26 protein-coding genes and 5 tRNA genes are annotated in these 26,372 nt (G+C 36.0%); 13 read left to right on the forward strand and 18 right to left on the reverse strand.

Translation table 11 applies throughout. The features are described 5' to 3' along the window. Window positions 1-4: 4 nt before the first annotated feature. The 3 genes from SFB89_RS00460 to folE all read right to left on the reverse strand — a co-directional run bounded on the left by SFB89_RS00460 (window position 5) and on the right by folE (window position 3,181). Entirely contained in the window at window positions 5-1,195 is a 1,191-nt protein-coding gene (locus SFB89_RS00460; protein WP_331774992.1) for a NifS family cysteine desulfurase, read from the reverse strand. A 112-nt stretch (window positions 1,196-1,307) separates the two neighbouring features. Beyond that, a complete protein-coding gene (gene fliI / locus SFB89_RS00465) occupies window positions 1,308-2,606 on the reverse strand; it encodes a flagellar protein export ATPase FliI (protein ID WP_331774993.1) in 1,299 nt (432 codons plus the stop codon). After that, a complete protein-coding gene (gene folE, locus SFB89_RS00470; protein WP_331774994.1) occupies window positions 2,606-3,181 on the reverse strand; it encodes a GTP cyclohydrolase I FolE in 576 nt (191 codons plus the stop codon). Before folE ends, fliI begins: the two co-directional genes overlap by 1 nt. 142 nt (window positions 3,182-3,323) lie before the next feature. On the opposite strand from folE, the gene tig reads away from it, so the two are divergent. The 12 genes from tig (at window position 3,324) to SFB89_RS00530 (ending at window position 10,802) form a co-directional block, all read left to right on the forward strand. Beyond that, the gene (gene tig / locus SFB89_RS00475) at window positions 3,324-4,643 is read left to right on the forward strand and encodes a trigger factor (RefSeq protein ID WP_331774995.1); all 1,320 of its coding nucleotides are present in this window, start codon (window positions 3,324-3,326) and stop codon (window positions 4,641-4,643) included. Continuing rightward, the gene (clpP, locus tag SFB89_RS00480; RefSeq protein ID WP_331774996.1) at window positions 4,643-5,230 is read left to right on the forward strand and encodes an ATP-dependent Clp endopeptidase proteolytic subunit ClpP; all 588 of its coding nucleotides are present in this window, start codon (window positions 4,643-4,645) and stop codon (window positions 5,228-5,230) included. Before tig ends, clpP begins: the two co-directional genes overlap by 1 nt. Before the next feature lie 40 nt (window positions 5,231-5,270). Next, complete coding sequence (locus tag SFB89_RS00485; protein ID WP_331774997.1) at window positions 5,271-6,278, forward strand: GGDEF domain-containing protein; 1,008 nt, start codon at window positions 5,271-5,273, stop codon at window positions 6,276-6,278. After that, window positions 6,268-6,783 (forward strand): peptide deformylase, encoded by a 516-nt coding sequence (gene def / locus SFB89_RS00490; RefSeq protein WP_331774998.1) that lies wholly within the window; start codon window positions 6,268-6,270, stop codon window positions 6,781-6,783. The genes SFB89_RS00485 and def overlap by 11 nt, the downstream gene beginning before the upstream one ends. 52 nt (window positions 6,784-6,835) lie before the next feature. Next, window positions 6,836-8,311, forward strand: a complete 1,476-nt coding sequence (locus tag SFB89_RS00495; protein ID WP_331776026.1) for a YifB family Mg chelatase-like AAA ATPase — start codon at window positions 6,836-6,838, stop codon at window positions 8,309-8,311. Window positions 8,312-8,315: 4 nt separating this feature from the next. Beyond that, a complete protein-coding gene (locus SFB89_RS00500) occupies window positions 8,316-9,701 on the forward strand; it encodes an NAD(P)H-hydrate dehydratase (protein ID WP_331774999.1) in 1,386 nt (461 codons plus the stop codon). Continuing rightward, window positions 9,692-10,270, forward strand: coding sequence for a phosphoribosylglycinamide formyltransferase (gene purN / locus SFB89_RS00505; RefSeq protein ID WP_331775000.1), 579 nt, complete (start codon window positions 9,692-9,694; stop codon window positions 10,268-10,270). The genes SFB89_RS00500 and purN overlap by 10 nt, the downstream gene beginning before the upstream one ends. A gap of 78 nt (window positions 10,271-10,348) precedes the next feature. Next, a tRNA-Pro gene (locus tag SFB89_RS00510) sits at window positions 10,349-10,426 on the forward strand. A gap of 17 nt (window positions 10,427-10,443) precedes the next feature. Next, window positions 10,444-10,520, forward strand: a tRNA-His gene (locus SFB89_RS00515). A 9-nt stretch (window positions 10,521-10,529) separates the two neighbouring features. After that, window positions 10,530-10,606: transfer RNA gene (locus tag SFB89_RS00520), tRNA-Arg, on the forward strand. Between the two features lie 18 nt (window positions 10,607-10,624). After that, window positions 10,625-10,701, forward strand: a tRNA-Arg gene (locus tag SFB89_RS00525). A 16-nt stretch (window positions 10,702-10,717) separates the two neighbouring features. Then, a tRNA-Leu gene (locus SFB89_RS00530) sits at window positions 10,718-10,802 on the forward strand. Between the two features lie 35 nt (window positions 10,803-10,837). Here the strand turns inward: SFB89_RS00530 and SFB89_RS00535 are convergent. The 4 genes from SFB89_RS00535 to SFB89_RS00550 are packed head-to-tail and all read right to left on the reverse strand — an operon-like array spanning window position 10,838 to window position 13,139. Further along, window positions 10,838-11,137 carry a helix-turn-helix domain-containing protein gene (locus SFB89_RS00535; RefSeq protein WP_331775001.1) on the reverse strand — a complete coding sequence of 100 codons (300 nt, stop codon included), beginning with the start codon at window positions 11,135-11,137 and terminating at the stop codon, window positions 10,838-10,840. After that, window positions 11,130-11,894: an AAA family ATPase gene (locus tag SFB89_RS00540; RefSeq protein WP_331775002.1), complete on the reverse strand. Its 765-nt coding sequence runs from the start codon at window positions 11,892-11,894 to the stop codon at window positions 11,130-11,132. Before SFB89_RS00540 ends, SFB89_RS00535 begins: the two co-directional genes overlap by 8 nt. Beyond that, window positions 11,887-12,504, reverse strand: a complete 618-nt coding sequence (locus SFB89_RS00545; RefSeq protein ID WP_331775003.1) for a replication protein — start codon at window positions 12,502-12,504, stop codon at window positions 11,887-11,889. Before SFB89_RS00545 ends, SFB89_RS00540 begins: the two co-directional genes overlap by 8 nt. A 14-nt stretch (window positions 12,505-12,518) precedes the next feature. Further along, on the reverse strand, window positions 12,519-13,139 hold the full coding sequence (locus SFB89_RS00550) for a hypothetical protein (protein WP_331775004.1): 621 nt from the start codon (window positions 13,137-13,139) through the stop codon (window positions 12,519-12,521). A gap of 202 nt (window positions 13,140-13,341) precedes the next feature. Here SFB89_RS00550 and SFB89_RS00555 point away from each other — a divergent pair, with 202 nt between their 5' ends. Continuing rightward, window positions 13,342-13,887 (forward strand): helix-turn-helix domain-containing protein, encoded by a 546-nt coding sequence (locus tag SFB89_RS00555; protein WP_331775005.1) that lies wholly within the window; start codon window positions 13,342-13,344, stop codon window positions 13,885-13,887. Here the strand turns inward: SFB89_RS00555 and SFB89_RS00560 are convergent. From SFB89_RS00560 to SFB89_RS00610, 11 genes are all read right to left on the reverse strand, one after another. Further along, window positions 13,882-14,091, reverse strand: a complete 210-nt coding sequence (locus tag SFB89_RS00560; RefSeq protein ID WP_331775006.1) for a hypothetical protein — start codon at window positions 14,089-14,091, stop codon at window positions 13,882-13,884. The two genes, SFB89_RS00555 and SFB89_RS00560, sit on opposite strands and share 6 nt — an antisense overlap. Then, window positions 14,078-18,031: a MobF family relaxase gene (mobF, locus tag SFB89_RS00565; RefSeq protein WP_331775007.1), complete on the reverse strand. Its 3,954-nt coding sequence runs from the start codon at window positions 18,029-18,031 to the stop codon at window positions 14,078-14,080. Before mobF ends, SFB89_RS00560 begins: the two co-directional genes overlap by 14 nt. A 489-nt stretch (window positions 18,032-18,520) precedes the next feature. Beyond that, window positions 18,521-19,405, reverse strand: coding sequence for a tetratricopeptide repeat protein (locus SFB89_RS00570; protein WP_331775008.1), 885 nt, complete (start codon window positions 19,403-19,405; stop codon window positions 18,521-18,523). Then, complete coding sequence (lepB, locus tag SFB89_RS00575; protein ID WP_331775009.1) at window positions 19,405-20,505, reverse strand: signal peptidase I; 1,101 nt, start codon at window positions 20,503-20,505, stop codon at window positions 19,405-19,407. The genes SFB89_RS00570 and lepB overlap by 1 nt, the downstream gene beginning before the upstream one ends. 86 nt (window positions 20,506-20,591) lie before the next feature. Further along, on the reverse strand, window positions 20,592-20,849 hold the full coding sequence (locus tag SFB89_RS00580) for a hypothetical protein (protein WP_331775010.1): 258 nt from the start codon (window positions 20,847-20,849) through the stop codon (window positions 20,592-20,594). An 11-nt stretch (window positions 20,850-20,860) separates the two neighbouring features. Further along, complete coding sequence (locus SFB89_RS00585) at window positions 20,861-21,907, reverse strand: hypothetical protein (RefSeq protein WP_331775011.1); 1,047 nt, start codon at window positions 21,905-21,907, stop codon at window positions 20,861-20,863. Continuing rightward, window positions 21,904-22,653 carry a hypothetical protein gene (locus tag SFB89_RS00590; RefSeq protein ID WP_331775012.1) on the reverse strand — a complete coding sequence of 250 codons (750 nt, stop codon included), beginning with the start codon at window positions 22,651-22,653 and terminating at the stop codon, window positions 21,904-21,906. The genes SFB89_RS00585 and SFB89_RS00590 overlap by 4 nt, the downstream gene beginning before the upstream one ends. Next, on the reverse strand, window positions 22,650-23,393 hold the full coding sequence (locus tag SFB89_RS00595; RefSeq protein WP_331775013.1) for a hypothetical protein: 744 nt from the start codon (window positions 23,391-23,393) through the stop codon (window positions 22,650-22,652). The genes SFB89_RS00590 and SFB89_RS00595 overlap by 4 nt, the downstream gene beginning before the upstream one ends. Next, window positions 23,390-23,860, reverse strand: a complete 471-nt coding sequence (locus SFB89_RS00600) for a hypothetical protein (protein ID WP_331775014.1) — start codon at window positions 23,858-23,860, stop codon at window positions 23,390-23,392. The genes SFB89_RS00595 and SFB89_RS00600 overlap by 4 nt, the downstream gene beginning before the upstream one ends. A gap of 29 nt (window positions 23,861-23,889) precedes the next feature. Beyond that, complete coding sequence (locus SFB89_RS00605) at window positions 23,890-25,725, reverse strand: type IV secretory system conjugative DNA transfer family protein (protein ID WP_331775015.1); 1,836 nt, start codon at window positions 25,723-25,725, stop codon at window positions 23,890-23,892. Between the two features lie 11 nt (window positions 25,726-25,736). Further along, a complete protein-coding gene (locus SFB89_RS00610) occupies window positions 25,737-26,318 on the reverse strand; it encodes a hypothetical protein (RefSeq protein ID WP_331775016.1) in 582 nt (193 codons plus the stop codon). Window positions 26,319-26,372 lie beyond the last annotated feature (54 nt).

Consider the following 26,372-nt stretch of genomic DNA (forward strand, 5'->3'; position numbering starts at 1 on the left):
CCTTTTATAATGTACTATGATGCCAAGATGGCGCATATGAAAATGTACTTGAAATCGCACGGAGTCTCGCTACGGCTGTATTGATGACTTCGATTGTGTAGTCGATCTCTTCTTCTGTTGTAAATCGTGATAACGACAAGCGAAGTGCCGTATGTGCCAAATCAGCTTCTGCGCCGATGGCTTCCATGACAGGATTGGATTCAAGCGTTTCACTCGCACAGGCACTTCCCGTACTCGCAGCAATTCCTGCTTTGTTTAAATCCCATAGCATGGCTTCGCCTTCAATGCCTTTGATACTAATCAAGATAGTATTTGGGGTACGCTCTTCTTTGGTACCGACGACAAAAGTATCAGGAATTTGCAACAGCGCATCTTCGAGTTTATTTCTTAGCTTTTTGACACTGTTTTTTTCAAAATCCAAATTTTCTACGGCCAATTCCATGGCTTTACCCATACCTACAAGGCCGGGTACATTTAGTGTTCCACTTCGGCGACCACCCATTTGTTCTCCTCCGTGTAAGAGGCTTGTTAATGTTCTGCCTTGTTTGATATACAGTCCGCCGACTCCTTTGGGTCCGTGAAATTTATGGGCTGAAAAACTGAGAAAATCAACCCCCGCTGTTTGGACGTTGACCGGAACTTTTCCAATGGCTTGTGTGGCATCAGAGTGAAAAAGAATCTCATGCTTTTTACAAATCTTGCCGATTTCTTCGATTGGAAACACCATACCGGTTTCATTGTTGGCCCACATGATATTCACCAATGCGGTTTTATCGGTGATGCTTTTTTCTAAATCTTCAAGCTCAATAACACCAGAAGCATTGACAGGTAGATAGGTCACATCGACACCTAAGCCCTCCAAAAACTTGCATGCGGCAATCACGGCAGGATGTTCTACTTCGGATGTAATGATGTGATTTTTGTCTTGATTCAATATATAATCATAATAGACGCCTTTAAGCACCCAATTAATACTCTCTGTGGCACATGATGTTACGACAATATCATCATCGTCATTGGCTTGAATCCCTGCATATAGTCTATCCATAGCACGTCTAAGCGCTGGATGTGTTTCGCTTCCAAAATTATGAAGTGAATTTGGATTGCCATACATTTGACAAAAATATGGTACCATCTCTTCATATACATGCGGGTCTACTATCGTAGTCGCATTATTATCTAAATATACTCTCATTCCTTCCCCCAAGTTCTGAAAATTAGGATAGTTTTTATCCTAATTTTTGTTTCTGAATATTATTATTTTAAATGTTAAAATTTCATTAAAGTGTGACAACAAGGCGGGGTTACTAGGTGATTATTTCTTTGAGCATCTTTTGAGTCTCTTCAAAATTTATAATTTCATTAGGTTGTTGAAGTAAAAATTCATTCATCTGTTCTTTTTTCTGAATCGCAAGATCGAGTTCTCTGTCGTTACCTTTTTCATAGGCTCCGATTCGCACCAATACTTCATTCTCTTTTAGTATGGAACTGAGTTTTTTGAATTCCATCGCATATTTTTTATGCTCTTCGCTGATGACATCTCCCATCACTCTGGAAGCACTGGTTTGGATATTGATGGGTGGGAAGATACCATAATCTGTGAGTTCCCGACTCAGTACAATATGCCCATCAAGAATACTTCTAGATTGATCAGCAATAGGGTCACTCAGATCATCACCTTCTACTAAAACTGTGAAAAATGCGGTAATCGATCCCTTGCCATCTTCTTTTCCTGCTCGCTCCATCAATTGGGGTAAGAGGGTCAATACAGAAGGGGGATACCCTTTTGAAGTCGGAGGTTCTCCCAGCGCGAGTCCAATCTCTCTTTGGGCCATGGCAAATCGTGTGATGGAATCCATGATAAAAAGGACATCATGTCCTTGGTCTTTGAAATATTCTGCGACACTCATCGCACAAAAAGCTCCATATTTTCGCATCAAAGGAGAGTCATCGCTTGTGGCGACGATGATGACGGTATTGCTTAAATCCCCACCAAGATTTTTTTGGATAAATTCAGGTACTTCTCTGCCCCGCTCTCCGATGAGTGCGACGACTTTGATGGTCGCGCTAGAGCCTTTGACAATCATCCCCATCAAGGTAGATTTTCCGACACCACTGCCTGCGAAAATACCTAGTTTCTGACCTTTTCCGCAGGTGAGTAATCCATCGATTGTTTTCACTCCCACAAAAAATGGCTCGCTGATTAAGCCACGTTTCATGGCATCAAGTGGCGGTTTCATGATTGGTGTCGTGGTGCAATCTTCAATCTCGCCTTTGCCATCTTTTGGCTTCATAAAGGGATCAACAACTCTTCCGAGTAGATGATCGCCCACAGAGATCATCATGCCTTGTTCACTGATAAATATCTTGTCCCCGATTTTAAAGCCCTCGACAAACCCAAAAGGTGCAACAAAAAAAGAGCGTTGATTGAGTTCTGTCACCATACCAAGCTCACTTTTGTCGTTGGAGACAATTTTGACAATATCTCCAATACTCGGATTGAGCCCCTCAGCCTCGATTGTCGAAGAGCTAATTTTTTTAATCGTACCAAAAAGAGGGGAGAGTCCCTCATTGGCAAGGCGTTGTTTGAGTTTGTGCAGTGGCATTAGAATCTTGTTGCTTGTGGGGCATTGATGATATCAAAAAACTCTTTTCGAGTATTTGATTTCAAGAAAATTCCCTTGAGCGATGAGGTGGTCGTGTTTGAATGTGTCTTTTCAACACCGCGCATCTCCATACACATATGACGTGCTTGTATCACAACTCCCACTCCTTGGGGCGCAATGACTTCATTGATGGCATTGGCGATTTGTTCGGTGAGTTGTTCTTGGATTTGTAATCTTCGGGCAAAAATATCTACCATTCGAGGTATTTTTGATAACCCCACGACTTTGCCGTTGGGAATATAGGCTACATGAGCGCGTCCGATTATCGGCAAGAGGTGATGTTCGCATAATGAATAAAACTCGATATCTTTAATCAGTACCATTTGACTGTTGTCGCTTTGAAAAAGGGCATCATTCAAGACTTTTTTAGGATCTTGTCCGTATCCTTGGGTCATAAACTCAAAAGCTTTTTGTACCCTTTTGGGTGTTTTAATTAAACCCTCTCGGTCGGTATCTTCGCCCAAAAGTGTTAGCATTCGTTTGACCAAACTTTCAAATTCTTGTTCTTTTTCCATAAAAAATCCTATTCTAATTTGAGATATTGTACCCTTTTTTAGCTTTTTGAGAGTTAAAGAATCTCGGTTGAACGTTTCTTATATAATACATAAAGTTAAAATTTGCTATATTAATAAAAATTTTTATTTTAAAAGGGAATATATGCAAATCAATGCTAAAAGAATTAATAGTGCAAACGCACAAATAGATGCGAAGATATCTAATACTCTATTAGCTTCGAAAGAAGACAAGATTGCAGCAAAAGCTGCTAAAACTATGAAAGTGGATGGTTTTAGACAAGGTAAAGTACCGGTAAATGTTGTGAAATCAAGACATGGTGAACAAATTAAACAAGATGCAGAACAAGAAGCTTTAAAAGAGTTGTTTGACAAAGGCTTAAAAGAATTAGACGCACAAGCAGATATGGTGGTTGGTGAACCAATTATATCAAAATTTGATAAAACCGATGATGGCATTGATGTTGAGGTAAAAGTCTCTTTTAGACCAGTCATTAAACTTGATGGTTATGAAGAATTGGTCCCTGAGTATAAATCTCCAAGAGTGACACAAAAAGAGATTGATCAAAGAATTGTAGAGATGATGAGTTCAATCGCCGGCATGAAAAAAGTCGAAGAAGAGCGACCATTGCAAAGTGGCGATTTTGCCTTGATTGATTTCGAAGGTTTTGTTGATGGGGTAGCTTTTGAAGGCGGTAAAGCTGAAAAATATCTACTTGAAATCGGCAGTGGTTCTTTTATCCCGGGATTTGAAGGGGAATTAATCGGTATGAAATTGGGTGAAGAAAAAGATATCAATGTGACGTTTCCTGATAATTACAAAGAAGATTTGGCCGGAAAACCAGCGGTATTCAAAGTAAAACTTCACGAAATGCAAGTGAAAGATATTAAACCAACTCCAAGTGAAGAAGATCTCAAAAAATTGCTTCCAGGTGAAGAAAACCCAACAAAAGAAATGCTTGAAGCACAAGTGAAAGATCAATTGAAAAATGAAAAATTACACAAATTGTTCAGTGAAGAGATTCGACCAAAATTCATCGATGCTGTTTTAGAAAAATTTGAATTTGATATTCCTGAAAATATTGTGGATCAAGAGATTGATTTACAAGTGAGAAATGTCTTCTCTAGTCTTAGCGAAGATGAAATCAAAGAATACTCAGAAAATCCAAGTAAAATCGAAGAAAAAAGAGGCGAATTTGCAGATGAAGCTAGAAATAGTGTCAAATTAACTTTTGTTGTGGATGAGTTGGCAAAACGTGAAGAGATTAACGTAAGCGACCAAGAAGTCACACAAATGATTTATTTTGAAGCCATGCAACAAGGACAAGAACCACAAAAATACCTCGAGTATTATCAAAAACAAGGACTTCTTCCGGCTGTGAAGATGGCAATCGTCGAAGATAGACTGTTTAATAAGATTTTTACAAACAATAAAAAAACAGCAGCAAAAACAGAGGCGAAATAATGAGCTATGTTCCCGTAGTCGTTGAAAAAACAGGTAGAGGAGAGCGAAGTTACGATATCTATTCACGATTGTTAAAAGATAGAATCATCATGCTAAGTGGTGAAATCAATGATGCGGTGGCCTCTTCGATTGTCGCACAACTTTTGTTTTTGGAAGCAGAAGATCCTGAAAAAGATATTTATTTGTATATTAACTCTCCCGGTGGTGTGATTACCAGTGGATTTAGTATTTATGATACGATGAATTATATCCGACCTGATATCAGTACGATTTGTATTGGTCAGGCGGCTTCTATGGGAGCATTTTTACTCAGTTGTGGTGCTCAGGGCAAACGTTATGCCCTCCCCAATTCTCGTATCATGATACATCAACCACTTGGTGGTGCACAAGGACAGGCAACGGATATTGAGATTCAAGCCAAAGAGATTATGAGATTAAAACAAACACTCAATGAAATTCTTGCAAAAAACAGCGGTCAAAAAATATCAAAGATAATCAAAGATACCGAGCGTGATTTTTTCATGAGTGCAAAAGAATCTATGGAATATGGACTGATTGACAAAGTTTTAGAAAAAAGCTTTAAGTAAGGTCGTGATATTGTTTTACAATGGGTAAAAAGGTAGGGCTATGTTAAATGCTGAAACATCAAAGGCACAAAATGCTAACAGTGAGTTGGAAAAATTTTCTCTTTTTGTTTTAAAAACAATCAGTGATGAGAATTTGCTTCCGACTCCGGCGAATTTTAAGATATATTTTGAAAAATTGCTAGAGAATAAACCTGCGGCGTTTAAAAAAAGAGCAATCGAGTATATCGAGACAGATGAAGTGATATTGGATGAATCTCGAATCGATTTAGAGAGTAAAATCAAAGATGGCTTTTCGGAGATTAAAAGTATTGCGAAAATTGCTTCTGTTATCTATAAAAATTTAAGTGTCATGGATAAAATTATCAAGAAAAGAGTGACCGAGATTAATGTCGATGTCGATAAATTTATGTTGCAAAATATCATGAGCGCATTAAATGCTGATCTTGATAAGTTGTCAAATGTCACCGAAAAACAGATGTACAATCTCAAAAAACATTATGATAAAACGGTAGAGATTATAAAAGAAGTAGAAGACAAGGCAATCTTTGATCCCAAATATGAAGTTTTTAACAGGAACTATTTTTTACTCGCGTTGAATAAAGAGATTAGTTCAGTCAAAGAGTACAAGCATCACAGCTCCATCGTGCTAACGCGAGTCAAAGAATCTGTGCTAGAAAAAATTGCAAATCAAAAAGAACGTGAATTGTTCCAAAAAAATATCGCAAAATTGATTTTGAAGACGTCACGACGAAGCGATATTATCTCGTACTATGGCGAGGGTGTTTTTTCTATTATAATGCGCCATACTGATCTTGCCAATGCAAAAAAAGCATGCGAGCGCATTGGTGAGCTGATTGACCGTTCGAGCTTTTTCATGGATTCAAAAGAGTTGGATGTGGACATAGAGTTGGCTATTATGCCTGTTATTGCCGATATGAGTGCAGAAGAGCATATTGTCTCTGCTCTTGAAGCGATGCCAGAGACGGGCAAAAATTTGCAACCTTATTTAGTGGGAGCGTATGAAGACAAGGTGAAACATGATTCGTGAGATATTGGTTTATCCAGATAAAAGATTAAGATTAAAATCTAAAGATGTGACAGCATTTGATGCGCAATTGCACACACTTTTAGATGATATGTATGAAACGATGATAGCCAAGGAAGGTATTGGCCTTGCGGCTATTCAAATAGGTATTGCTAAAAATATTTTGATTATCAACCTTGTTGATGAAGAAGGGATGCAGCAAAAAGAGGACTTAATTGAAGTCATTAACCCAAAAATCACCCATAAAGAAGGCGAAGAAGTCTATCAAGAAGGGTGTTTGAGTGTACCGGGTTATTATGATGATGTGAAACGCGCTGAGAAAATAAAAGTCGAATACTATAATCGCTTTGGAGAAAAAATTGTCCAGGAGTTAGATGGACTTTTGGCTATCGCGATGCAACATGAGATGGATCATCTCTTAGGACATTTATTTATAGAAAAACTTTCGTACCTAAAACGTAAAAAATTTGAAAAAGAGTGGAAAAAGAAAATTAAAGTGGACAAGTAACGTGCCAAGTAAAAAAGTCAAAAAAGCATTTTGCGCCACTCTTGAATTTAACATAGCAAAAAAAATATTTGTTGAATCTACTTTTATCCGGGCACTGCCCGGATTTTCAATCGTCGGCATGGCCAATCAAAGCATCCAAGAATCAAAAGACCGGATTAAATCTTCACTTTTGAGTATAGGATTTAAATTTCCCGCCCAAAAGATTACGGTCAATCTCTCCCCCTCTGATATCAAAAAAGAAGGCAGTCATTTTGATTTGGTGATTGCTCTGTTGATTGCTTTTCAAAATAGTGATATTTCGTGTCGAGATTTTTTTATTTTTGGAGAGTTGGGACTCGATGGCAAAGTCAAATCCACTTCGGCAATTTTCCCTTTATTATTATCCCTTGCCCGACAATATGAAACCCTCAATGTCTTGCTGCCTCATGATATGATGGAGAAAGCCTCACAAATCAAAGGGCTCAAAATTTATGGTGTAGAGACGCTTCATGATGCGATGGAATTCTTTGCCCAAAAGCGATATGAAGCACCCTATATTCCGATAAAAGTCCGTGAATTTTTTGATGAAAAATTAACAATTGGGGGCAAAGAGTATTTTTATGATAATCCCAAAGTGCTTGATTTTAAAGAGGTGCACGGGCATCGATTTTTAAAGCGCGCCTTAGTCATATGTGCTGCTGGGATGCACAATATCTTGCTCGAAGGAAGTCCAGGCAGTGGCAAGAGTATGAGTATCAAAAGGTTGCGTGATATTTTACCGCCTGTGACGATAGAAGAGGTACTTGAGACACAAGCGTATCATGCTATTAATTATGAAGATGATAATCTCTCCGCCAAACGTGCCTTTAGAAGTCCCCACCATAGTTCTTCAAAACCCAGTATTTTTGGGGGAGGCAGTGCCAAAGCGATGGCAGGTGAAGCGGCATTGGCACATAATGGGATTTTGTTTTTTGATGAATTACCGCATTTTTCAAAGCAAATTTTAGAGAGTTTACGCGAGCCTTTGGAAAACCATAAAGTATTGATTTCACGCGTTCAAAATAAAATAGAATATGACACCAAGTTTTTATTTGCGGCCGCTCAAAATCCCTGTCCGTGCGGAAATTTGCTCAGTAAAGTGAGAGAATGTCGGTGTTCTGATTTGGAAGTGGCACGGTATAAATCGCGAATATCTGATCCCATTTTAGATCGTATTGATTTGTATATTCAAGTGGATGAAGAATTTTCCAAAGAAGAGACTGAGAGTTCTCATGAGATGTTTCAAAAGGTGTTACGTGCTTTTATATTTCAAAAAAATAGAGGGCAGCGCAGTCTCAACGCACATTTGGATGAACAAGAAATCAAACGCTATTGCACGCTCTCAGCCACAGCACAAGAGACACTAGATATGGCAATCGGTCGCTATGGATTAAACCAAAGAAGTGTGAGTAAAGTATTGAAAATCAGCCGAACAATCGCAGATATAGATGAAAAAGAATCGATAGAGAGAACGCATCTTTTAGAAGCACTCAGCTTTAGGAAAAGGTAAGAATATGAAAAAAATATTTGATGAAGTCACGTCATTGGATCAAAAATGCTATGAAGCCTACGCTTTGAGTGAAGATATACTCATGGAACATGCTGCGAGTGCATTGTGTGATGCAGTGAAACAGCGTGCGAGTGAAGGAGCACGTGTGTTGGTTCTGTGTGGCCCGGGCAATAACGGTGGCGATGGATTGGCTGCGGCTAGGATGTTGCATACAGATTATGACGTCAGCGTCGTGCTGCCTTATGGTGCCAAATCCAAGATGGCGCGTCTGCAAGAGAAGCGATTTCTTGCTGTTGGTGGAGCGATTGTTCATGATATTTTGGAAGCGGATGTTTATGTGGATGCTCTGTTTGGTTCGGGGCTTAGCAAAGCATTAGATGCAAAAGCGTGTGAGATTTTTAAAAATATCAATGCCAAAGATGGCGTTAAAATATCGTGTGATATTCCGAGCGGTTTGGGTGATGCAATCTGCAGCGCTGAAGTGTTTCGTGCGGATATTTCTGTGAGTATGGGTGCTTATAAGTTGGCTTTTTTTGAAGACTTTGCCAAAGACTTTATTGGTGAGATTGTCGTAGCAAATCTTGGCATCTCACGCATGCTTTATGAGGGAAGTGCAAAGACATATTTATTGGACGCAGATGATATGAGATTGCCTTATCGTGAATCAAAAAATAGCAACAAAGGCAATTTTGGACACACGTGTGTGGTGATGGGAGAAAAAGAGGGTGCGGCTATCTTAGCTTCTACCGCTGCATTGCACTTTGGCTCAGGGTTAGTGAGCGTGATGACTCACGCGAAGACGAGCATTCCTCCTTATATCATGAGCACGACTTCACTGCCTAAGAATACTTCGGCTCTTGTTGTAGGTATGGGGCTTGGGTCTCATGATGAGATTGAATCTTTATTGCTCTCTTATGAAGGTCCCATGGTAATCGATGCGGATCTTTTTTACAAACCTTTAATCAAACGTTTGATAAAACAAAAAGATAACTTAGTACTAACTCCACACCCCAAAGAGTTTGCCTCACTTTTGAAAATCTGTGATGTTGCAGATGTCGATGTCCATGAGATACAAAGCAATAGATTTCATTATGTTCGTGCTTTTATAACACGATTTCCTAATATCACGTTACTACTCAAAGGTGCTAACAGTATCATCGCTCATGATGGAATACTTTATGTTAATACACAAGGGAGCAATGTCTTGTCAAAAGGCGGTAGTGGCGATGTCTTGTCAGGTATGATTGGGGCATTACTCGCACAAAATTATAGTCCAACAAACGCGGCGATTAGTGCGTCGTTAGCTCATGCATTAGCGGGAAATAATATCAAATCAAACAATTACGCACTCAATCCTTTGGACCTATGTGAGGGAATCAAATGCTTGTAAAAAAAATAGCCATACTGTTTAGTGGCACGGGAAGTAATCTAGAAAATCTACTTGAAAAATTGCATCAAAAAGAGTTTGATGGCTTTAGGATTGAAGTGGTCTTGACGCTATGCAATAAACCAGGAGCCTTGGGTATTGAAAAATCTCGAAAGTTTGGGATTGAGCCGGTATTGCTAGATCATACAAAATTCCCCGACCGTGAAGCTTTTGATAGAAGGTTGGTACAAGAGATACAAAATAGCGGTGCGGAACTGTGTGTATTGGCAGGGTTTATGAGGTTTCTAACGCCTTATTTTACTCAAAATATCAAAGCGATTAATTTGCATCCTTCTTTGTTGCCATTATTTAAAGGCGGTCATGCGATTGAAGAGAGTTATGCCTCTGCTATGAAAGTAGGAGGTATCAGCGTGCATTATGTCAGTGAAGAGTTAGATGGAGGTGAGATTATTGCTCAAAAATGCTTTGAAAAAAAAGCCGATATGAGCTTGGAATCCTTTGAAAATTGCATTCACCAGTTAGAACATGACCTTCTTCCTGAGGTTATTGTCGATATATTGTCTAAAAAGTGAAATTCTTCTTGACAAAACAGTAAAATTGAGGTAAAATTTCACCCTTAAAATAGCACATCAAATGATATTTTATGTTGTCGGGGCGTAGCGCAGTCTGGTTAGCGCACCTGGTTTGGGACCAGGGGGCCGAAGGTTCGAATCCTTTCGCCCCGACCATTTTTAATTTTGACATGGTGGGTGTAGCTCAGTTGGTTAGAGCATCAGGTTGTGGTTCTGAGGGTCGTGGGTTCGATTCCCATCACTCACCCCATCGAGTTATGCGCTCGTAGCTCAATTGGATAGAGCAACGGACTTCGGATCCGTAGGTTGTAGGTTCGACTCCTGTCGAGCGCACCACCTTGAAATAACACAGAGGCGCTCTTAGCTCAGCTGGATAGAGCAACGCCCTTCTAAGGCGTAGGTCGCACGTTCGAATCGTGCAGGGCGTACCACTTATTATTGTCGTGTGCGGATGTGGTGAAATTGGTAGACACGCCAGACTTAGGATCTGGTGCCGCAAGGCATGGGAGTTCGAGTCTCTTCATCCGCACCATCACCTGAAATAGGTACTTTATTGACAAAATCAACTCAACCTACTTTTTTAAAGGTAGCGGTTTGGGTAGCGGTTGATTTACACTTTTTATCGTATTCATCCAAATCTTTTTTTGAAAACACTACTCTTCCATCAATTTTTGAAAAAATAACAATTCCTTGATCTTTTTTACGATTTAGATTTGGAACTGAAATTCCAAGATATTCTGCTGCTTCTTTAATGTTCATTTTTTCTTTCACTTTTTTTTCTTTTTCCAATTCTTGAATAGCAGAACATACGGCACTTTTAATAATTTCTTGAAGTTCCATTTTTTGTATAACAACTAATTCACTCATCTCCCACCTCCTTTAAATCCATACTAATATTCATATTTTCAACTGGTTCAAACACTATTTTTATGGGCTTTTTTGGAAAAACAACCCTTTCAAATTCCGTACAATCCAATATGTTTTTAACTCCATAGTTGTCTTTTGCGATTGTAAATTTTCTTTTTGTATCACTTTTGTCTATTTTCTCAATTTGATACACAAGTCTTACAGCATCCACTAGAGCCGATGCTCCACGGCTTTTTCCACTACCTTTTGCTGCGTGATGTATAAAAAGAATTGTTTTGTTCTCTTCTGATGCCCATTTTGTAAAATGTTGCATAAAAATTCGTGCATCTGCGTTGCTGTTTTCATCACCTCCATAAAAGCCAATAAGGGGATCAAGTAGGATTAGATTGAAATCTTTTAGCTGCTCTTTTAGTTTTTGAATGTTGTTAAGATTAATTGGGAATGTAGGAGAGTCACTTATAAATAATTTTTCCTCGATTTTTTCTCGCTCCAAGCCCAAAATTTTAGAACATATTAAATTTGCTCGAAATTTTGATAAACCTTTAGGATCTTCACTTAACCAAGCAAATACTTTTTCATCTGGATTTTTAATTAGATGCCTTAGAGCTAACTGTATAATTATCCAACTTTTACCAACTCCTCCATTTGCAACAATCATTGATACTGTTTTTTTAGGAACTGGAAGCCAGTCCTCACAAATATACTCTGTTTGCTCTTCTTCAATTTCTTTTAAGCTTGAAATTTGAATATTAAACATTTGCAACCTCCAGTAAACTTTCTAAATCTTCTTTTTTTAGTTCTGCTTTCAATTTTTTATTTGTCTTTTTACTTGTTGTTAAAATTTCTAATTTTTGGTTTTTTAGGGAAGAGATTTTTTCAATTTTTAAGAGATCTTTGGCCACTTTTATCTCTCTCCCTAAATAACCAGAAAAGGATGTTTTGAGTACATCCTTTTCTCTATTAACTCTCTTTAGAGAGTTAATATGTGTTTTGTGTACACCAATTTTTGTAGGTGCCTCCTTTTTTGGGGTACCCCTTTTTTTGGTGTGGGTTGTTTTATCCAATTTAAAGTCTTGTTTTTTATAAACAGTTACAACTTTATAGAAAGTTGGATGTCCTATTTTGCTTATTCTTTCAAGCAGTTCCATTTCTTCAAGCTCTTTTAGTGCTTTAAAAACTGTATTGTCTTTCTTAATTCCAGTGAATTTACAAAATTGACTAGCACTTATTGCATCGTATTCCTTTGCCCATCCTATTGTTTTCCTGACTATTAAAAGGTAGCATTTCAAAGCGTTTGGACTCATTTTTGGCATTAATTCATCAACTAAAAAATTTGGAACTTGAAAACTATTTACTATATAATTCAACTTTGCCTCCTAATTTATGCAAACTCGAAAAAAAGTTGATTTTTTTCATTTTTTCTCATAAATTTTCGATCCTCAAAATCCCCAAAAATGGCACTTTTTGCGATCTTAAATCGAGCACAAAGATGCTCGATATCGTCAATTTTAAAATCTTCGCTCCACATTTTTTTTAAGCCAAAAATGAGCTCTTTTTTGTCAATTTTTTTAAGTTCCTCAAAAAAATTATTTTTTGAGCAAATATCGATATCATCGATGTTTCGAGGCGATGCCGCATCCGCCTGGACGGAACTTTTGACCCGTCGATCAAAGAAATTTTTGACCTCATTTGCGATCCGCGCGATTAGCCATTTTAAGGCGTCCCGAGGCGTTTTACACTTTAAAAAAGCTCCGTTTTTTATTTTTTCGATTTTCTGCAAAATCGACGTGCACGCGTTGCGATAAAATTGATAATAGTTATCACTTTTTGCGATCCACGCATAATTTGTTGTAAACAAAATTTTTTGCACATCGACATCGGCCAGATCGATAATTGTTTCAAATTTTTGTAAAACATCGAGTGGGCTTCGACATTTTTTAAGCAGGGCTTTTTGCCAGCTCCAAGCTCCGGCAGAGGGTAGGTTTAAGGGTGTTGCGCTCATTTTTTGCTCCTTGTTCATAAGCGCGTCTTAAGCTAAAATTAAGTATAATTTAAGCTAAGACGGTTTGTCTCGTACTCGTAAGCCCGGTTTAAGTTTGGCGACTCGTCGGGCTTGCAACTTTTGTCATTTTGATGTATAATTATATCAAAATGACATGTAAATGTCAAGTTGACATTTACAATTAACAAAAAAAGGCACAAACATGAACTATAATCTTTCTATTATCAATAAATTTAAACAATTACTTCAAGCCAAAAATAACAAAGAGTTGGCACAAAAACTTGGATTGAACGATACAGCTATATCCACATGGCTAGCCCGCGACACAATTAACTATCAAACACTTGTTACGTTTGCAGTACAAAACGATTTGGATTTAAATTTTATATTTAAAGTAGATACTAACAATAAAAAATACGGTAATGATCAGAAAATAGCAGTTAATACTAAGTTGTTTCTTTTCCCGTTAAGGGCATTAAATGCCTTCATTTTTCTGTTAAAACAAAATGAAGACATTAATACAACCCAAAGTTTAATCTTAAAAATTGATGAATTTTTTGAAGGCATCAATAATGTTGTACATGTGAATTTCAAGACAACAGATTTTACAACAAAATTAGACAAAAAAAATCTAATCTCCTGTGCTAAATATCTACTAGAGGACCAGGATGTGCAAATTATTTTTACGAATAAAGAATATTATTTAGAATATTTAGTTTTTGTACAAAAATCAAAAAGGTGGTTATAGTCCTCTTCTTTTGCAATATTTATAAAAACCATTATATGTTATATTTTTATTTTTAAGGTTTTTATTGCTTAAAATTTTCCATATACTTGCTATTCCAACATCCATTTCAAGATACATTTTTATTTCGTCTATATAATCATCCAGAACACTTTTTTTCCCTGGCTTTTGTTTTCTTTTTGTTATATTGTTTTTACCTTCCATCATTTTCAATCCCCATATTATTTTCATTTTCTTTGCTTTCTTCTAACTCAACCATTTCTTCCCTCTCAAATCTTTCTTGCCTTTCATTGTTTTTGATAATGTTTTTGGCTTCTTTGTCAAACAGAATATTCATTTTGGCGTCTAGCTGTTCCTCAAAATAATTGTACTCGTGTTCTTCAATCAATTCTTTGTTTTCATTTAGCAGTTGACTTGCTTGGTATATGTTATCTTCTTGAAGATATTCAGAAATTTCTTCTTTAAGTGCTTCCTTCTCTAAATAAGATTCATAATCTTCTTTTCCATCTTGTAAAGACAATAATATTTGACTGTTAACATCTAGCATCTTTTGCACTTTCTCATCACTGATCTCTAGTCCCTCTTTTTCAATAGCCTTTTCCATGCCATCATATAGCATTTTGTTTGCTTTCTCTTCTACAAGTTCAAACTTTGCTATTTCTTTTTCAACTTCATATTTACTGGTGTAATTGTTTATGAATTTTGCTATCTCATAAGGTTTGTCTCTCAAGCCGTAAGCCTCAATGTATTCTTTCTCAAAATTGTTTTCTAATGCTCTGTTCGCTATCTCCATGCCTTTAATGTTCAAAGTATCTGCGAGCTTATCTACTTGTATCAGCTTTTCATACATGGTGACATCGTTATGATTATTGTAGTGCTGTATCTTTTCAAAAGTTTTTATAAAATCTTTTTCCTTGCTTATGTCAGTGATCAGATCGTTATAATATTTTTCTTGGTTATCAAGACTTAAGTTGTCAGGATTGATATCAAGCAGAAAAGAGTGTCTATCGTCCATCACGTCTTTAAACTCGCTAATATGTTCGTTGATAAAGTCTTTTGCAGTTGTTTTTGTGATATGATCGGGGATATCTATGTATAATGTATCGGCAATTTTATACATAAATTCTAATTGCTTTTCACTTACCGGTGCATTCACAATTGATTCATTGTACGAATGTAAATTATCTTTTATAAAATGTCCTACGGTTTGTTGATCTTGATTGAACTCAATGTTGAGTTGTTCTGATATTTTGTTTGCAAATTCAATCTTTTTATAGCTTCCATCGGACACGGTTGGACTTTCTTTGGACTTTTCTTGGACATTGTTAAACTTATTTTCTTTCTGCGATCTTGAAATCTTATCGTCATCTTGCTTTTGTAGTTGGTCCCAATATGTCGTCGCGTTGTACTTTAGTTGTTCAACTTCTACAAAACTCTTTAATTGCTCTTTGTTATTTGTAAAAATCATCAAATTTTCTTCTGCTCTTGTGATCGCGACATAGAAAGAGTTAAAGTTTTGATTTGTAGCATCCATATATACAATAACATTTTTAGCGGTTTGACCTTGTGCTTTCATTGTAGTAACTGCATATCCGTAATCAAGATAATTGTAATCTTTGATATTAAATGTCAATTCATTCTTCTTATCCTGAATAAAAAAAGTTAAGTTCCCTTCGCTATCTATATTTTTTAAAACTGCATTCTCTCCGTTATTAATACCTAGCTTTTTATCATTTTTTGTAAAAACGATTTTTTCATTAATGGATAAGTTTATATCCTTTTCAAAGTATGCTTGTATATTTTTACCGTATTTTTTAAGATCAATTTCATATTCTCCATCTAGTTGAATAGTATTTTTGTCGGTGTTAACGCTTGTAATCCTTAGTTCTCTCCCCGCTTTAAGATCCCCAATGGCTGCTTGTAGAAATACATGACTGCTCTCTTCATAGCTCTCTGCGAGGAATTTCTTGCTTGGGGTTAAATTGCTAGATTGTTTTACCGTAAAACGAGTGCTTCTTTGATCTACTACGCCTGCATCTTGAAGTCTTGATCTGATCCTTTCGTTTATTGTGTCTTTTACTTTATTTGTGTTGGTTAGAATTATATTGTCTTTGTGGCTTTCTCTCCCGGCTACGACCGCCAATTTGTCTTCATCATCCTTGAAATACTCATTAATGACCGCATCAACTCCGTCTTTCGTCTCCTGGATGATTCCTTTCTTATCAAGAATGCCAAAAGCTTTAGCACTATCGTATTGATTAAGTGCCCAAACTGCGCTTTTTAATGTTTGATCTTTTTGTCTTAATACTTCATTCATATTTACGGTTTTCATATCAGCATGATTTTTGAGTAGTACAAATGGATCTCCGGCGCCGATTGCTTTAAACTGTTTTTCATCACCGATAAAGACCAATTGCGCTTTTGTCTCGTTTGCAATTTGAACAAGTTTTGCAGCATCCTTTGTTCCTAGCATACTTGCTTCGTCAACAATGATTTTTAGATCTTTGTCTCCATCTAGTTCAAGATAACCTTTTTCGTATTTGTTTAGAAAGCTTGCAATGGTTGAGCTTTCAATGCCGGCACCTTTAAAAACTTCTTTAGATTTGATTGCGGTTTTTAATTCTATTTCATTTGCAGCTTTACCGGTATAGGATAAACCTATAATCTTTGTATTAGATGATTTTAACTCGTTAAGAGCTTTCAACATTGTAGTCTTGCCTACACCGGCGTCACCCTGAATACCGATAACTTGATTTTTATTGCTTAGGATATGTACTGTTGCTTTTTGCTGCCCTATAGTCAAACTTTTGCCTGTTCTATCTTGTTGTTCGTTAGAATAATTCTCGACAAGTTCTTTAGCATCTCTTTTTAAGTACGCCTGCTTGATCGTTTTAGTCTCCTTGACTGATTCAATTAAGTCATGCTCTGCGGATAATATTGAGGCTGTCGTGTATTTGTCTTCACCGAGAGAAATCATAGTGTGGTTTTTAGTAAAAAGAGCTTCCTCAAAGACACTTGGTGCTATATGCTCTCTCATTGCCATTTTCCCGGCAATGGTAACAATGTCATTTTGAGAAAACACGGATGTTTCTTCGCTTAAAGCATAAGTTGCATTTTCGAGATATTCTTTTGCTTTTTCTATCTTATCATCACGGCTTAGAATTTCATTTTTGCCTGGATTAACTTGTAAATGTTTTCCCTTATCAAACCCTAACGCTTCGGCTCTTTTTAGGTTGTCTTGTTCTACCGCTTTTCTGTCAATTTTTCCTTTCCATTCTCTTGAGTGATATGCAGCCATTTGCTTGATCTCGCTGTCACTTTTATTTGGATATTTTTGTTTTAACTCTTTGATGAGACTTTCTTCGTTGAGTTGCACTGAGCGTTTTGAGAATTCTTCTAATAATTTATCGTCATCTTTGGTTTTAAAATCTATTTCAAAGAATGCCTGGCTTTGATTAACAATTCTTATATCGAATCCTAACTCAGACATTGAGTTGGCAAGTTCCATACGATACAAAGAACCCACCTTAATATATTCTTTGAAAATATCACCGGTTTCAATTGCTTTAAAAGTTCCATCTTTTGCTTGTGTCATATTCATAACGACTGCATGAGTGTGTAAGGAAGGATCTACGGTTGTTTTCCCAGTTTCTCCGTTTTTGACCGGACGCGCTACCGAGTGGGTAAATTTAGCAACCGCAATATTCCCGCTTCTGTATTTTGTGGTATTACCATCAATTGTTTCTCGTGTTTGTATCAATCTTTCAAAGTTATCAACACCTTTTTCAACGGCTTTATGGTGTGCATTCATAATTGCGGTCGCTAGTTTTTTATCCCCCGTTGCGTTTGCAAGTTCTAAAGCTACCGATACAGATTTTGGGGCATTGAATGTTAAATCAAGTGCAGCTCTTTTTCTGTCACCATCTTTATCTAGTCTTGTTCCAACGACTTGATTTCCTTCATTGCTTTTACCCCACAAAGCTTTTTCAAGTTCTTTTTCTGTAACCACCCCAACAAAACCCAGACTCTCAGCGCCTTTGCCTTGCCATTGTCCAAGATCCCCCTCTTGTTGATAGTAGTTGTCTTTGCTCTCCACATGATATTCCATCGCTGAATTAGCACCTATCCAAGCTGGTGTTGCAATCATCTCTTGTTCCTTTTTCTGATTATTCTCTTACTTATATTCAGAAATTAACGATAAATCAATATATTTTTTGTTACATCGCTGTTACATTGTAACGGTTATGAAAACATCGTAGGAGTGCGGTAAAAAATGCTATAATTAAAAAAATAAAGCGTCCTTCTGTCAATCGGTTTTCGGATGATTTTGTCTGAATAAGTGGTTGATTGGTTTGAATATTTAAGGTCTCAAAATGCGACTACAAACTGCTGCACAAAAAAGAATTTGAAGCGGAACAAAATGAAATAATCTCGATTATCGAGCAGAGAGATCCTGGAGGGAAAAAGAAAAGGAAAATTTGATTTTGCGTCGTATCATAAGGAACGTATGGCAAAGAGAAGATGAGAGCGTTACCGCTTTGTTACCTCAGTGTTACAATGTAACGCGAGATAGTATTCCAGTAAGATAGCTCTTACTGGAATATTCTAAACACAGTGAGAAGTGAATTAAGGTTGGTTACATTTCTGATTTTTGATGCCAATGCTTGGATTGATTTAAATCTTGTTTGACGCCATAACCTTTTTCATACATATAACTTAATGCCTCTTCTGCGGACTTATTGCCATTAAGAGCTGCTTTATGAATCCAAACGAAAGCTTCTTGATAGTTATTGCCTTCTGGAATATTACTTTGAAAATATAATTTTCCAAGTTGAAATTGGGCCTCTGGAATATTCTTTTCTGCCAAAACAGTGTAGAGCTTGAAAGCTTTTTGATATTCCTTCTGAGATAAATATTCTTTTGCTTGAAATAGTTCATTGCTAACTAGTAACTTTTGGACTTGATTAGCCTGTTTAATATGCCTATCATAAACATTATATCCTGTCCCAAGAAAGATAAACAATATTCCACTAATGATAGCAATAATAAGTATTTTTTTAAATTCTTTACTTTTTATATAAGCAATTATTAGTAGTATGATCTTTTTTAATACTTCAATTAAGAGTAGTGCAGGAATTGAAAATACAAATGTCAGGACACCCAAGATAACAATTTTGCCAATATTTCCAAAATAGTCCTCTGGAGTAATTCTAAATTTTTCAATGATATAATAAAAAAACTCTACTGCAGGATAGGCTGCTATTACAAATGCTAAAAAAATAAAAAATTCATCATAAGATTTTTTCTTACCCTGTGGTTGAGAAGTGCTTTCAATATTGTTTTTGACAATTTGCTTCTTCCCTATAAAAATATAGAGTAAAGCGCTAAAAGGTAAAAAAATTAATAATATGATCCATATTAATTTATTATTATTTTGAAATTCATTGGAAATGACAGAAAATAAAGAATATATCCATATGATAATACCTATAAGCATTATATAATAGACTGAATTATCCATTAATTATCCTTTGAAAAAGTTTGATGATATAGATATGGTGAACATGATTCTTTATCGATTAGAATTGTAATAAGTTCAATATTATTTTTGCTAAGAAATATCTCATGTATTTTAATGCCGGAAAGCAAATAGCTTTGTACATTATTGTTTTTGTTGCTAAAAAGTAAAGCACAGGTACCACTTTTTTCATTGTCGGAAAAGCTTTTGATAAAATCTTGTTCATCTTTGAAGTTTTTAAGAATATCGTTTTTTGTATAATATGGGTATTTCAAATAAAGGGTTATCTCGTTTGAATTGCTACTTGTATATTTAACAGACTGCAAATTGTTATTGAGCATAAGTGGAAGATCTTTATTTTTGGCTAACTTGGTTTGAATCAATTCTTTTCTTCTATCTCTGATATGTTGTTCAGTGCTTTCTCCATTTGCAAAATATGCATAGCCAACTATGTCTTGCGCGGGAATACTACCCCAAAATCTACTGTCATTGGAGTGATCTCTGTTGTCACCTATCATGAAGTATTTATTTTTTGGAACTTTTGTATAAAATGCATTATAAACTAGACCCGGTTTTTTAGGTAATTCTGCAACTAGTGCCGGTTGCATTGCCAGTTGATTGATATTCATATACAAACCCATTTGTTGAAAGATATTGACGCTTTGGTCATAGTGAATACCGGGATATTTATAAAAATATGGATTTTTGACCCAGATTTTACCGCCAAACGTGACGATTTGATCCGCTTGGAAGTTTTTCTTCATATAAGCATCGCCTTCGCGAAATCTAATATAAAGTGTTTTATCTGCATAGAGGATTTGATCTCCACCGAAGGCTACACAACGTTTGGCGTATATGACTTTTATATTCTGAGGATATTTAAATATTAAAATGTCACCTCTTTTGATTTGTGACAAATCGGAGAAAGGTTTTGCCATTAAAATATCACCTACTTGTAATGTAGGGCTCATACTTTTTGCAACGATTCTATAAGTTTTTTTGTGTAAAAACGCATATAAAAAACCTACTAGTATCCCTATAAATAATAAAACCAAAAAATATTTAGTCTTTTTAAATCTAATAATATTTTTGCTCACTTTCATTTGCCTCCAAAATTAAATATGCTGATAATTATACCACTAAATAATGGATTTCAACAATGCTTCTTTCAATCAACGCAAGATTTCACTCATTCAAGCACATTGCAGCTATTGATGTTGATTGCTTGATTTTCTTTGATGAAATAGCGATCTTTAAAGGTATACCCCATCTTTTTTGAGAGAACTATAGTGGTACCATTTTGTTGAGTGCAGACAAACTCTTTCATACTCAAGAAATTTAGCTTTGCACTTGTTTTTGTGTAGGTATTTACAGAATAGGTAATAAGTAATAGCGTTGGTAGCACAATAACCGAAATAATTACAAAATTCTTAATATAATCCCACATTGTTGCTCCTTTTACTGGAATATTTTTAAGACGGCCAAAGGCGAGCCTGAGTTAATCGCCTGAACGGTTGCACTTGCTGAATTCGTAATGTTATGCGTTAAGGATTTTTCTACAAAAGCATTTTCAATTTTCTGTGCGATTTGTTGTTTACCTATACTCTTGAGATGGCTAGTGTATCGACGGACCATATTCGTGATACTTCGTGTTGAACTATTTTGAGATAGTTTGGAGAGAGCATTACTTGTGCTAGTTGCATAAGCAAGTGTAAGAAGAGGCGTGGAATAACCAACTCTATCCGATGAATACAAGACTGAACCATTTTTAAATAGTATAGGTATTGAACTTGTAAGCTGTAATGTATATTCTCCGTTATTACAAGAATATGTATCATTATTTCCACCAAAATTGCATTCATAGATGTAAATTTTTTGTGGTAGAGTTTGCTGTACTGCTACTTTTAGAGCCATTGCAACCCTGATTTGGATATTATCGATAGTATTTTCTCCAGGGAAGCCGGTAAGTGTCTTGATCGTAGAATTAACTATCTGTGAAGTGTAATTTAACAATTCAACTATCTTTTTAATTTTTTTAATATTTTTATCTTCCATTCTTGCTCTTTGTTGTGCTTTTTTTTGATAATAGTTCATCGCAAGATTGTTAACTATATCTTCATCTCCATTAACGTAATAAGATGTTCCAACATCATCATTACCCAAGAAAAATGCTTTGCGAGGCCAATTGTATTTCCTAAGCTGAATAAGAACATATGGAATCGGATTGATTTTAATATCCCATGAGCCAGTTTTTGTCTGACTCACAGTTTTTGTTGAACTTTTGATTTCACTCAAAGTTTTGGTGGTTGAGCTAGACGTACTGTGCTCATTTCCCCTTGATTTTGTTATGTTTTCACTTTTTTGAAACTGATGACTCATTTGATGCATCTCTTTTTTTGCCTCGCTACTACTCGTGTCTTTTCGAGAGCTATTTGAAATGTCTGCAAATGATAGAACAGGCGATAAAAGTAACAAAACAAGGAAAATATTCAAACTTGTTTTCATTGCTCCATGCCTCTTATGTGATATCCAAAATATTCAAATTTTTTAAATATCATTTTAGTTGCCAAATTCACAGGCCTAATACTTTCTAGGTAGCTTTCTAGTTTCGGATAATTTGATAAAAGTGTTAGTATTTTAATAGCTTTTGCATTTCCCCTTAATGCAAGTTTTACAGTAGTAACGAATTCATGTTTCATTACCCCATTGGAAAAATCAGTAGAATAATATCCTTCGGAAAGAAGAAATGAAATCATAAGCAATCTCCTCTTAATCATAAAACTCTTGCTTTTTCCCGTGAAATATCTTGGAAATTGGATGAATCTAACCCAAAGTGCAGTTGTATCATAAGATACAGTTAAAGAATTTCCTTTTGTTGAAAGATCTACACTTTTAAGGTTTACCTGTGACGGGACTTGGCCACTTTGTAGTAAACCTATAATTGAACCTTTACGCGCACCTGCAAAATCTATTAAATCATCCATCAGCTTACCGCTTGACGCAAGTCCCTTGCTTACTTTATCTGCCGTTGCAGGTATTAGGTCATTTGGATTTTTTGCTATTAATGCAGCTGTGCAATTAATAGCATCAGCAACAAACCCTGAAATATCATTTCCATAGCCGCCACTTTTTATCCTCTTGTCAAATTTAGCAATAGCTGAATTTATACGTGCATCTATACGGCTTGTGTTGGCAGATAAAGCACTTCCTCCAAACATTATTAAAAATGCAACTATAATTACTTTTCTCATTTCACACCTCCTTTTTTATTTTGAGATCGCAACTTTTCAAGTAACATTCTCATTCTTTGCCAGTCTGGTTCAAATTTTGCAAAATATTTTTTTGAGAATTGATTGTTAGACAAATCATTCAATTCGTTTCCCGCAAACAAAATGTAATTAAAAAATGCTTTTTGAACAAATCTCCTTTTACCCATACCTTCGTAAAAACCTATTACTGTCGAAGTCTCATTAAATCCTGTCCAATTTTTCTTTTTGGTTAAAGCTGTCACACACCAACTTGTAAATCCACTTTCAATTTCTCCGTGTATGTAAGTTTCTCCGTTTCGATTAGGGCGTAAAAAAGTCCGTAATGAAATAAGTTGATACAAACGATAATAATACTCGTATGCATCTTTTGAGTGTATGAGATACATATTTGAGTTAAAAACTAGGTTGCTCCACTGGAAGCTTCTATCTATCGTATTTGTTGGTAATCCTATCGAACTTACGGTGTCTTTAAGCGTACCATATTGAGCAGTTAGGATACTCCCTCTCGCGTTACAAAAACTTCGCATGTATATCATCCCGTTTTTACCCATAGCAGAATTTGTTGTATTTTTCACCCATGGTTTATCTTTTTGTGTCTGTATGTTCGCAACACCTTCTTTTATGGTTGCAATTACATTTTTGTTTTCCCACCAGTTGGTCTCTGCGCAAGCGCAAGAGACCAATACTGTTATCACTGTTATTGCCGTCAAAACTTTTTTCATTTTTTCTCCTTTAATTTTTTAGATAAGTATGTCTTCACGTAGTAAAGAAAGGTGTTATAACATATCGAAATGTCTTTATTTTCACTAAGAAATCTCAACCACGCTTTTCTAACGCTTCTGCTTTTTTCGACGAGTAATTTGATCTGCCCGTGATACGGGCTTAATTTACTCTGTGATATAGGGTTAATGCCCTCTTGAAAAATAGATTTTTCTATTTCATGTTTTTCCTCCCACTTTTTTTTTAATTTTTCCCCATCCATCTTCTCCTTTTCAATTTTCTTCGCTCGATCGTCAAGAAGTTTCTTTTCCTGCTGTTTTTTAATCTCTTCGATCGTTTCTATCTCGTATCTTCTACTACCGTCCGAAAATATCGTTGGTACTATCAGCCCTTCTTTTTCCATTTTTTCAAATTTTGTGCGAGTTATAATCTTAATTTTAATAATTAAGTCTGTTTTTGTAACTAGCATTTGCAATCCTCCATTCTTTATTACAATATTCAGAAATTAACTTTGAGTTCAGCATTTTTTCTACCGGCCAGTTGAAAATCAATATATTTGTTTTGTATATTTTGTATATTTTTTTCCATCTCTTCGGTAAGCACTTTTACCGCCATTGTCTTAGACTCAATATATTTTTTTGTGCCATTGTTTTTTAAAAAAACCGGTGCGAACTTACCTTTTAAGATCCACTTGCACCCTTCAATTTTTGCGTAAAATTCAAACTTGTTAAGCATCGTTATTTCGCTCTCGTCAATAAGATTTTCTTTAACCATTTGTCTTTGCAATTGTGATCGGTCTGCCATATCATGCATACCGAAACTGAAGCTTTCGTTGTTGCGGATTATTGTTGTTTTACCAAATAATTTTTCGAGGAACTGGGCACCAAAATTATTTTTAAAGATCAAAAAAGAGTTCGTCGTGTCAAGCATTGATTCCGCTTCTTTCTCACCAAATTCTTTTTTGATCTGAGAATATGATTGCATAGCCATAAGGACTTTTATGCCTTTGGATCGACCAACTGCAAGTGCTTTTTCGAGGTTTTCCCCGATGATTTTTCCAAGCCGAGGTAACTCATCCAGGATAAAATAATAGTCTCTTGTTTTTGTGTCTTCGAGATCTAAGATCGATGACAATAAATACGATGTAATGACTCCATATAGCGGAGAAAAAACTTTGCTAAGATTTTCGGTCGCGACGAGGAACAACTTTCCACCCTTGCCATCGTTAACCCACTTATCGAAATACATTTTTTCGCCGGGTATGTCATCAAGATAGGCTAGATATTGTAGTATTTTTGCTTTTCTGATCAATGACGACAGAACAGATTCCGTCGCTCTAGTCGGGGCACCGTTTGCTTCGAAGAATAGGAACTGTGCCGATACCATTTTTGCTTCTTCATCGTCGAGAATTTTGATGAGTTCACGAGGCGAAGAAACCATTTCATAAATTTTTTTATTGCTTAAGTTTCTTTTCGAGGCATAGATCAAAATCGCCTCCATCACACATCTTGCAGCCGCCACCCAATGTGGGTCTTGGCTTTGTTTGTCGTCGGTGATTAGAGTCTCCGCGATGATGCCCGTGTCAATCTTGGATTTTAGCAAATTTGACAAAGAAAAACGTAAAGTTCTTACATCGCTGGGACACAAGATATAGTCTGTTTCTTTGTTGTAGTGTTTTTCGAGAAATTCGCCCTTAACGTCTATTATGATTTGCTTTGATGTAGCGGGTGTTTGTTTAATAATCTGATTTATCAAAACCGATTTTCCCTGTCCTGGTGCTCCCATAATACAAAGACCAGTAGCAAGAGAGATTCTAGGGATTACAAGATCTTCCACTTCATCATAATATTGATCATCCTCTTCATTAAGGTGTGTCATCTTAATTTTAAACATTTCTAGCGACTTAGGATTATGGCTTAATGCCTGTTCTTCTTCCATGTACTGCTTTATATTTTTGTTAAAATTGACCAATGTATCAAATTTTGCACCTTTCTGATAGACATCTTCACTTAAATCATTTGTTTCTTTTTTTAGGGCTTCCTCGACTTTCGGTTTTGCATATTTAATAGAGGCGATGCTTATCAAACCCCCTAAAAAAAATACGATAATTCCAGGGGTTTGAAAGTAGGAATAATCAATGCCATAGGGTGCAAATGCATTTTTTATAGTAATGTAAAACCACCATCCTGCGACCAAAAATAACATAGGAGCAAAATATATCCCCTCTTGTATCATCCAGCTTTTAATCCTCATGTCTGTTTCATGTGATATTTTTTCGATCGCTTTGTAACGTTTATTTTCTAGCGATTTTTCGATTATATTTTTTTTCTTCATTTTTCCCCTCTCTACTTCAAGATTTTAAGGTATTCAGAATTTAATACTTCTTCATCATCATCCCATGTCCCTACCGCTACCGCTTCATTCAACGCATCAATTTCTACTTTGACATCGAAATTCTTTAAAGAAATAAAAGTAAAATCACCGTTGTATTTTTCTTCTTTTCCCTTGTTTAAAATTTTAAAATTAAGATTTTCAAATCGATCTAAAATGATAGAATTTCCACTCACTAATCTTGCGGTGTTTACAATTTGTTGTAGCAGTCTTACGACTGTCTCATCATCGCTCCAAACTCCGTCAATTTGCATAATCTTGTATTTAAGAAGATCTTTACCGATATACACTCGGTTTTCATCTTTCACATAAAAAAGATATTTTTTATATCTTGGATCCACAACGGTTATTACGAAACTTAAAAATTTAGCAATTGACCAAATTTTTGATGTGATCTTTTCAAGTTGACGAGGTAAACAGAGTGAATCAATCAATTGCTCTTCTTTTTCCCGCAAACTTAGGCTCGCTGTTCTTTTCCGTTCTAGCTCTCGTTCCAACTCTGCGATACGAGCCTTTTGCAACTTCTCTTTTTGCAACGCAATCTTTGCCTGCGCTTTTTGTTTATATTTAATAAAGGCGTTATTTCTTGC

Source organism: Sulfurospirillum sp. 1612, assembly GCF_036556685.1.
GTDB lineage: Bacteria > Campylobacterota > Campylobacteria > Campylobacterales > Sulfurospirillaceae > JAADIZ01.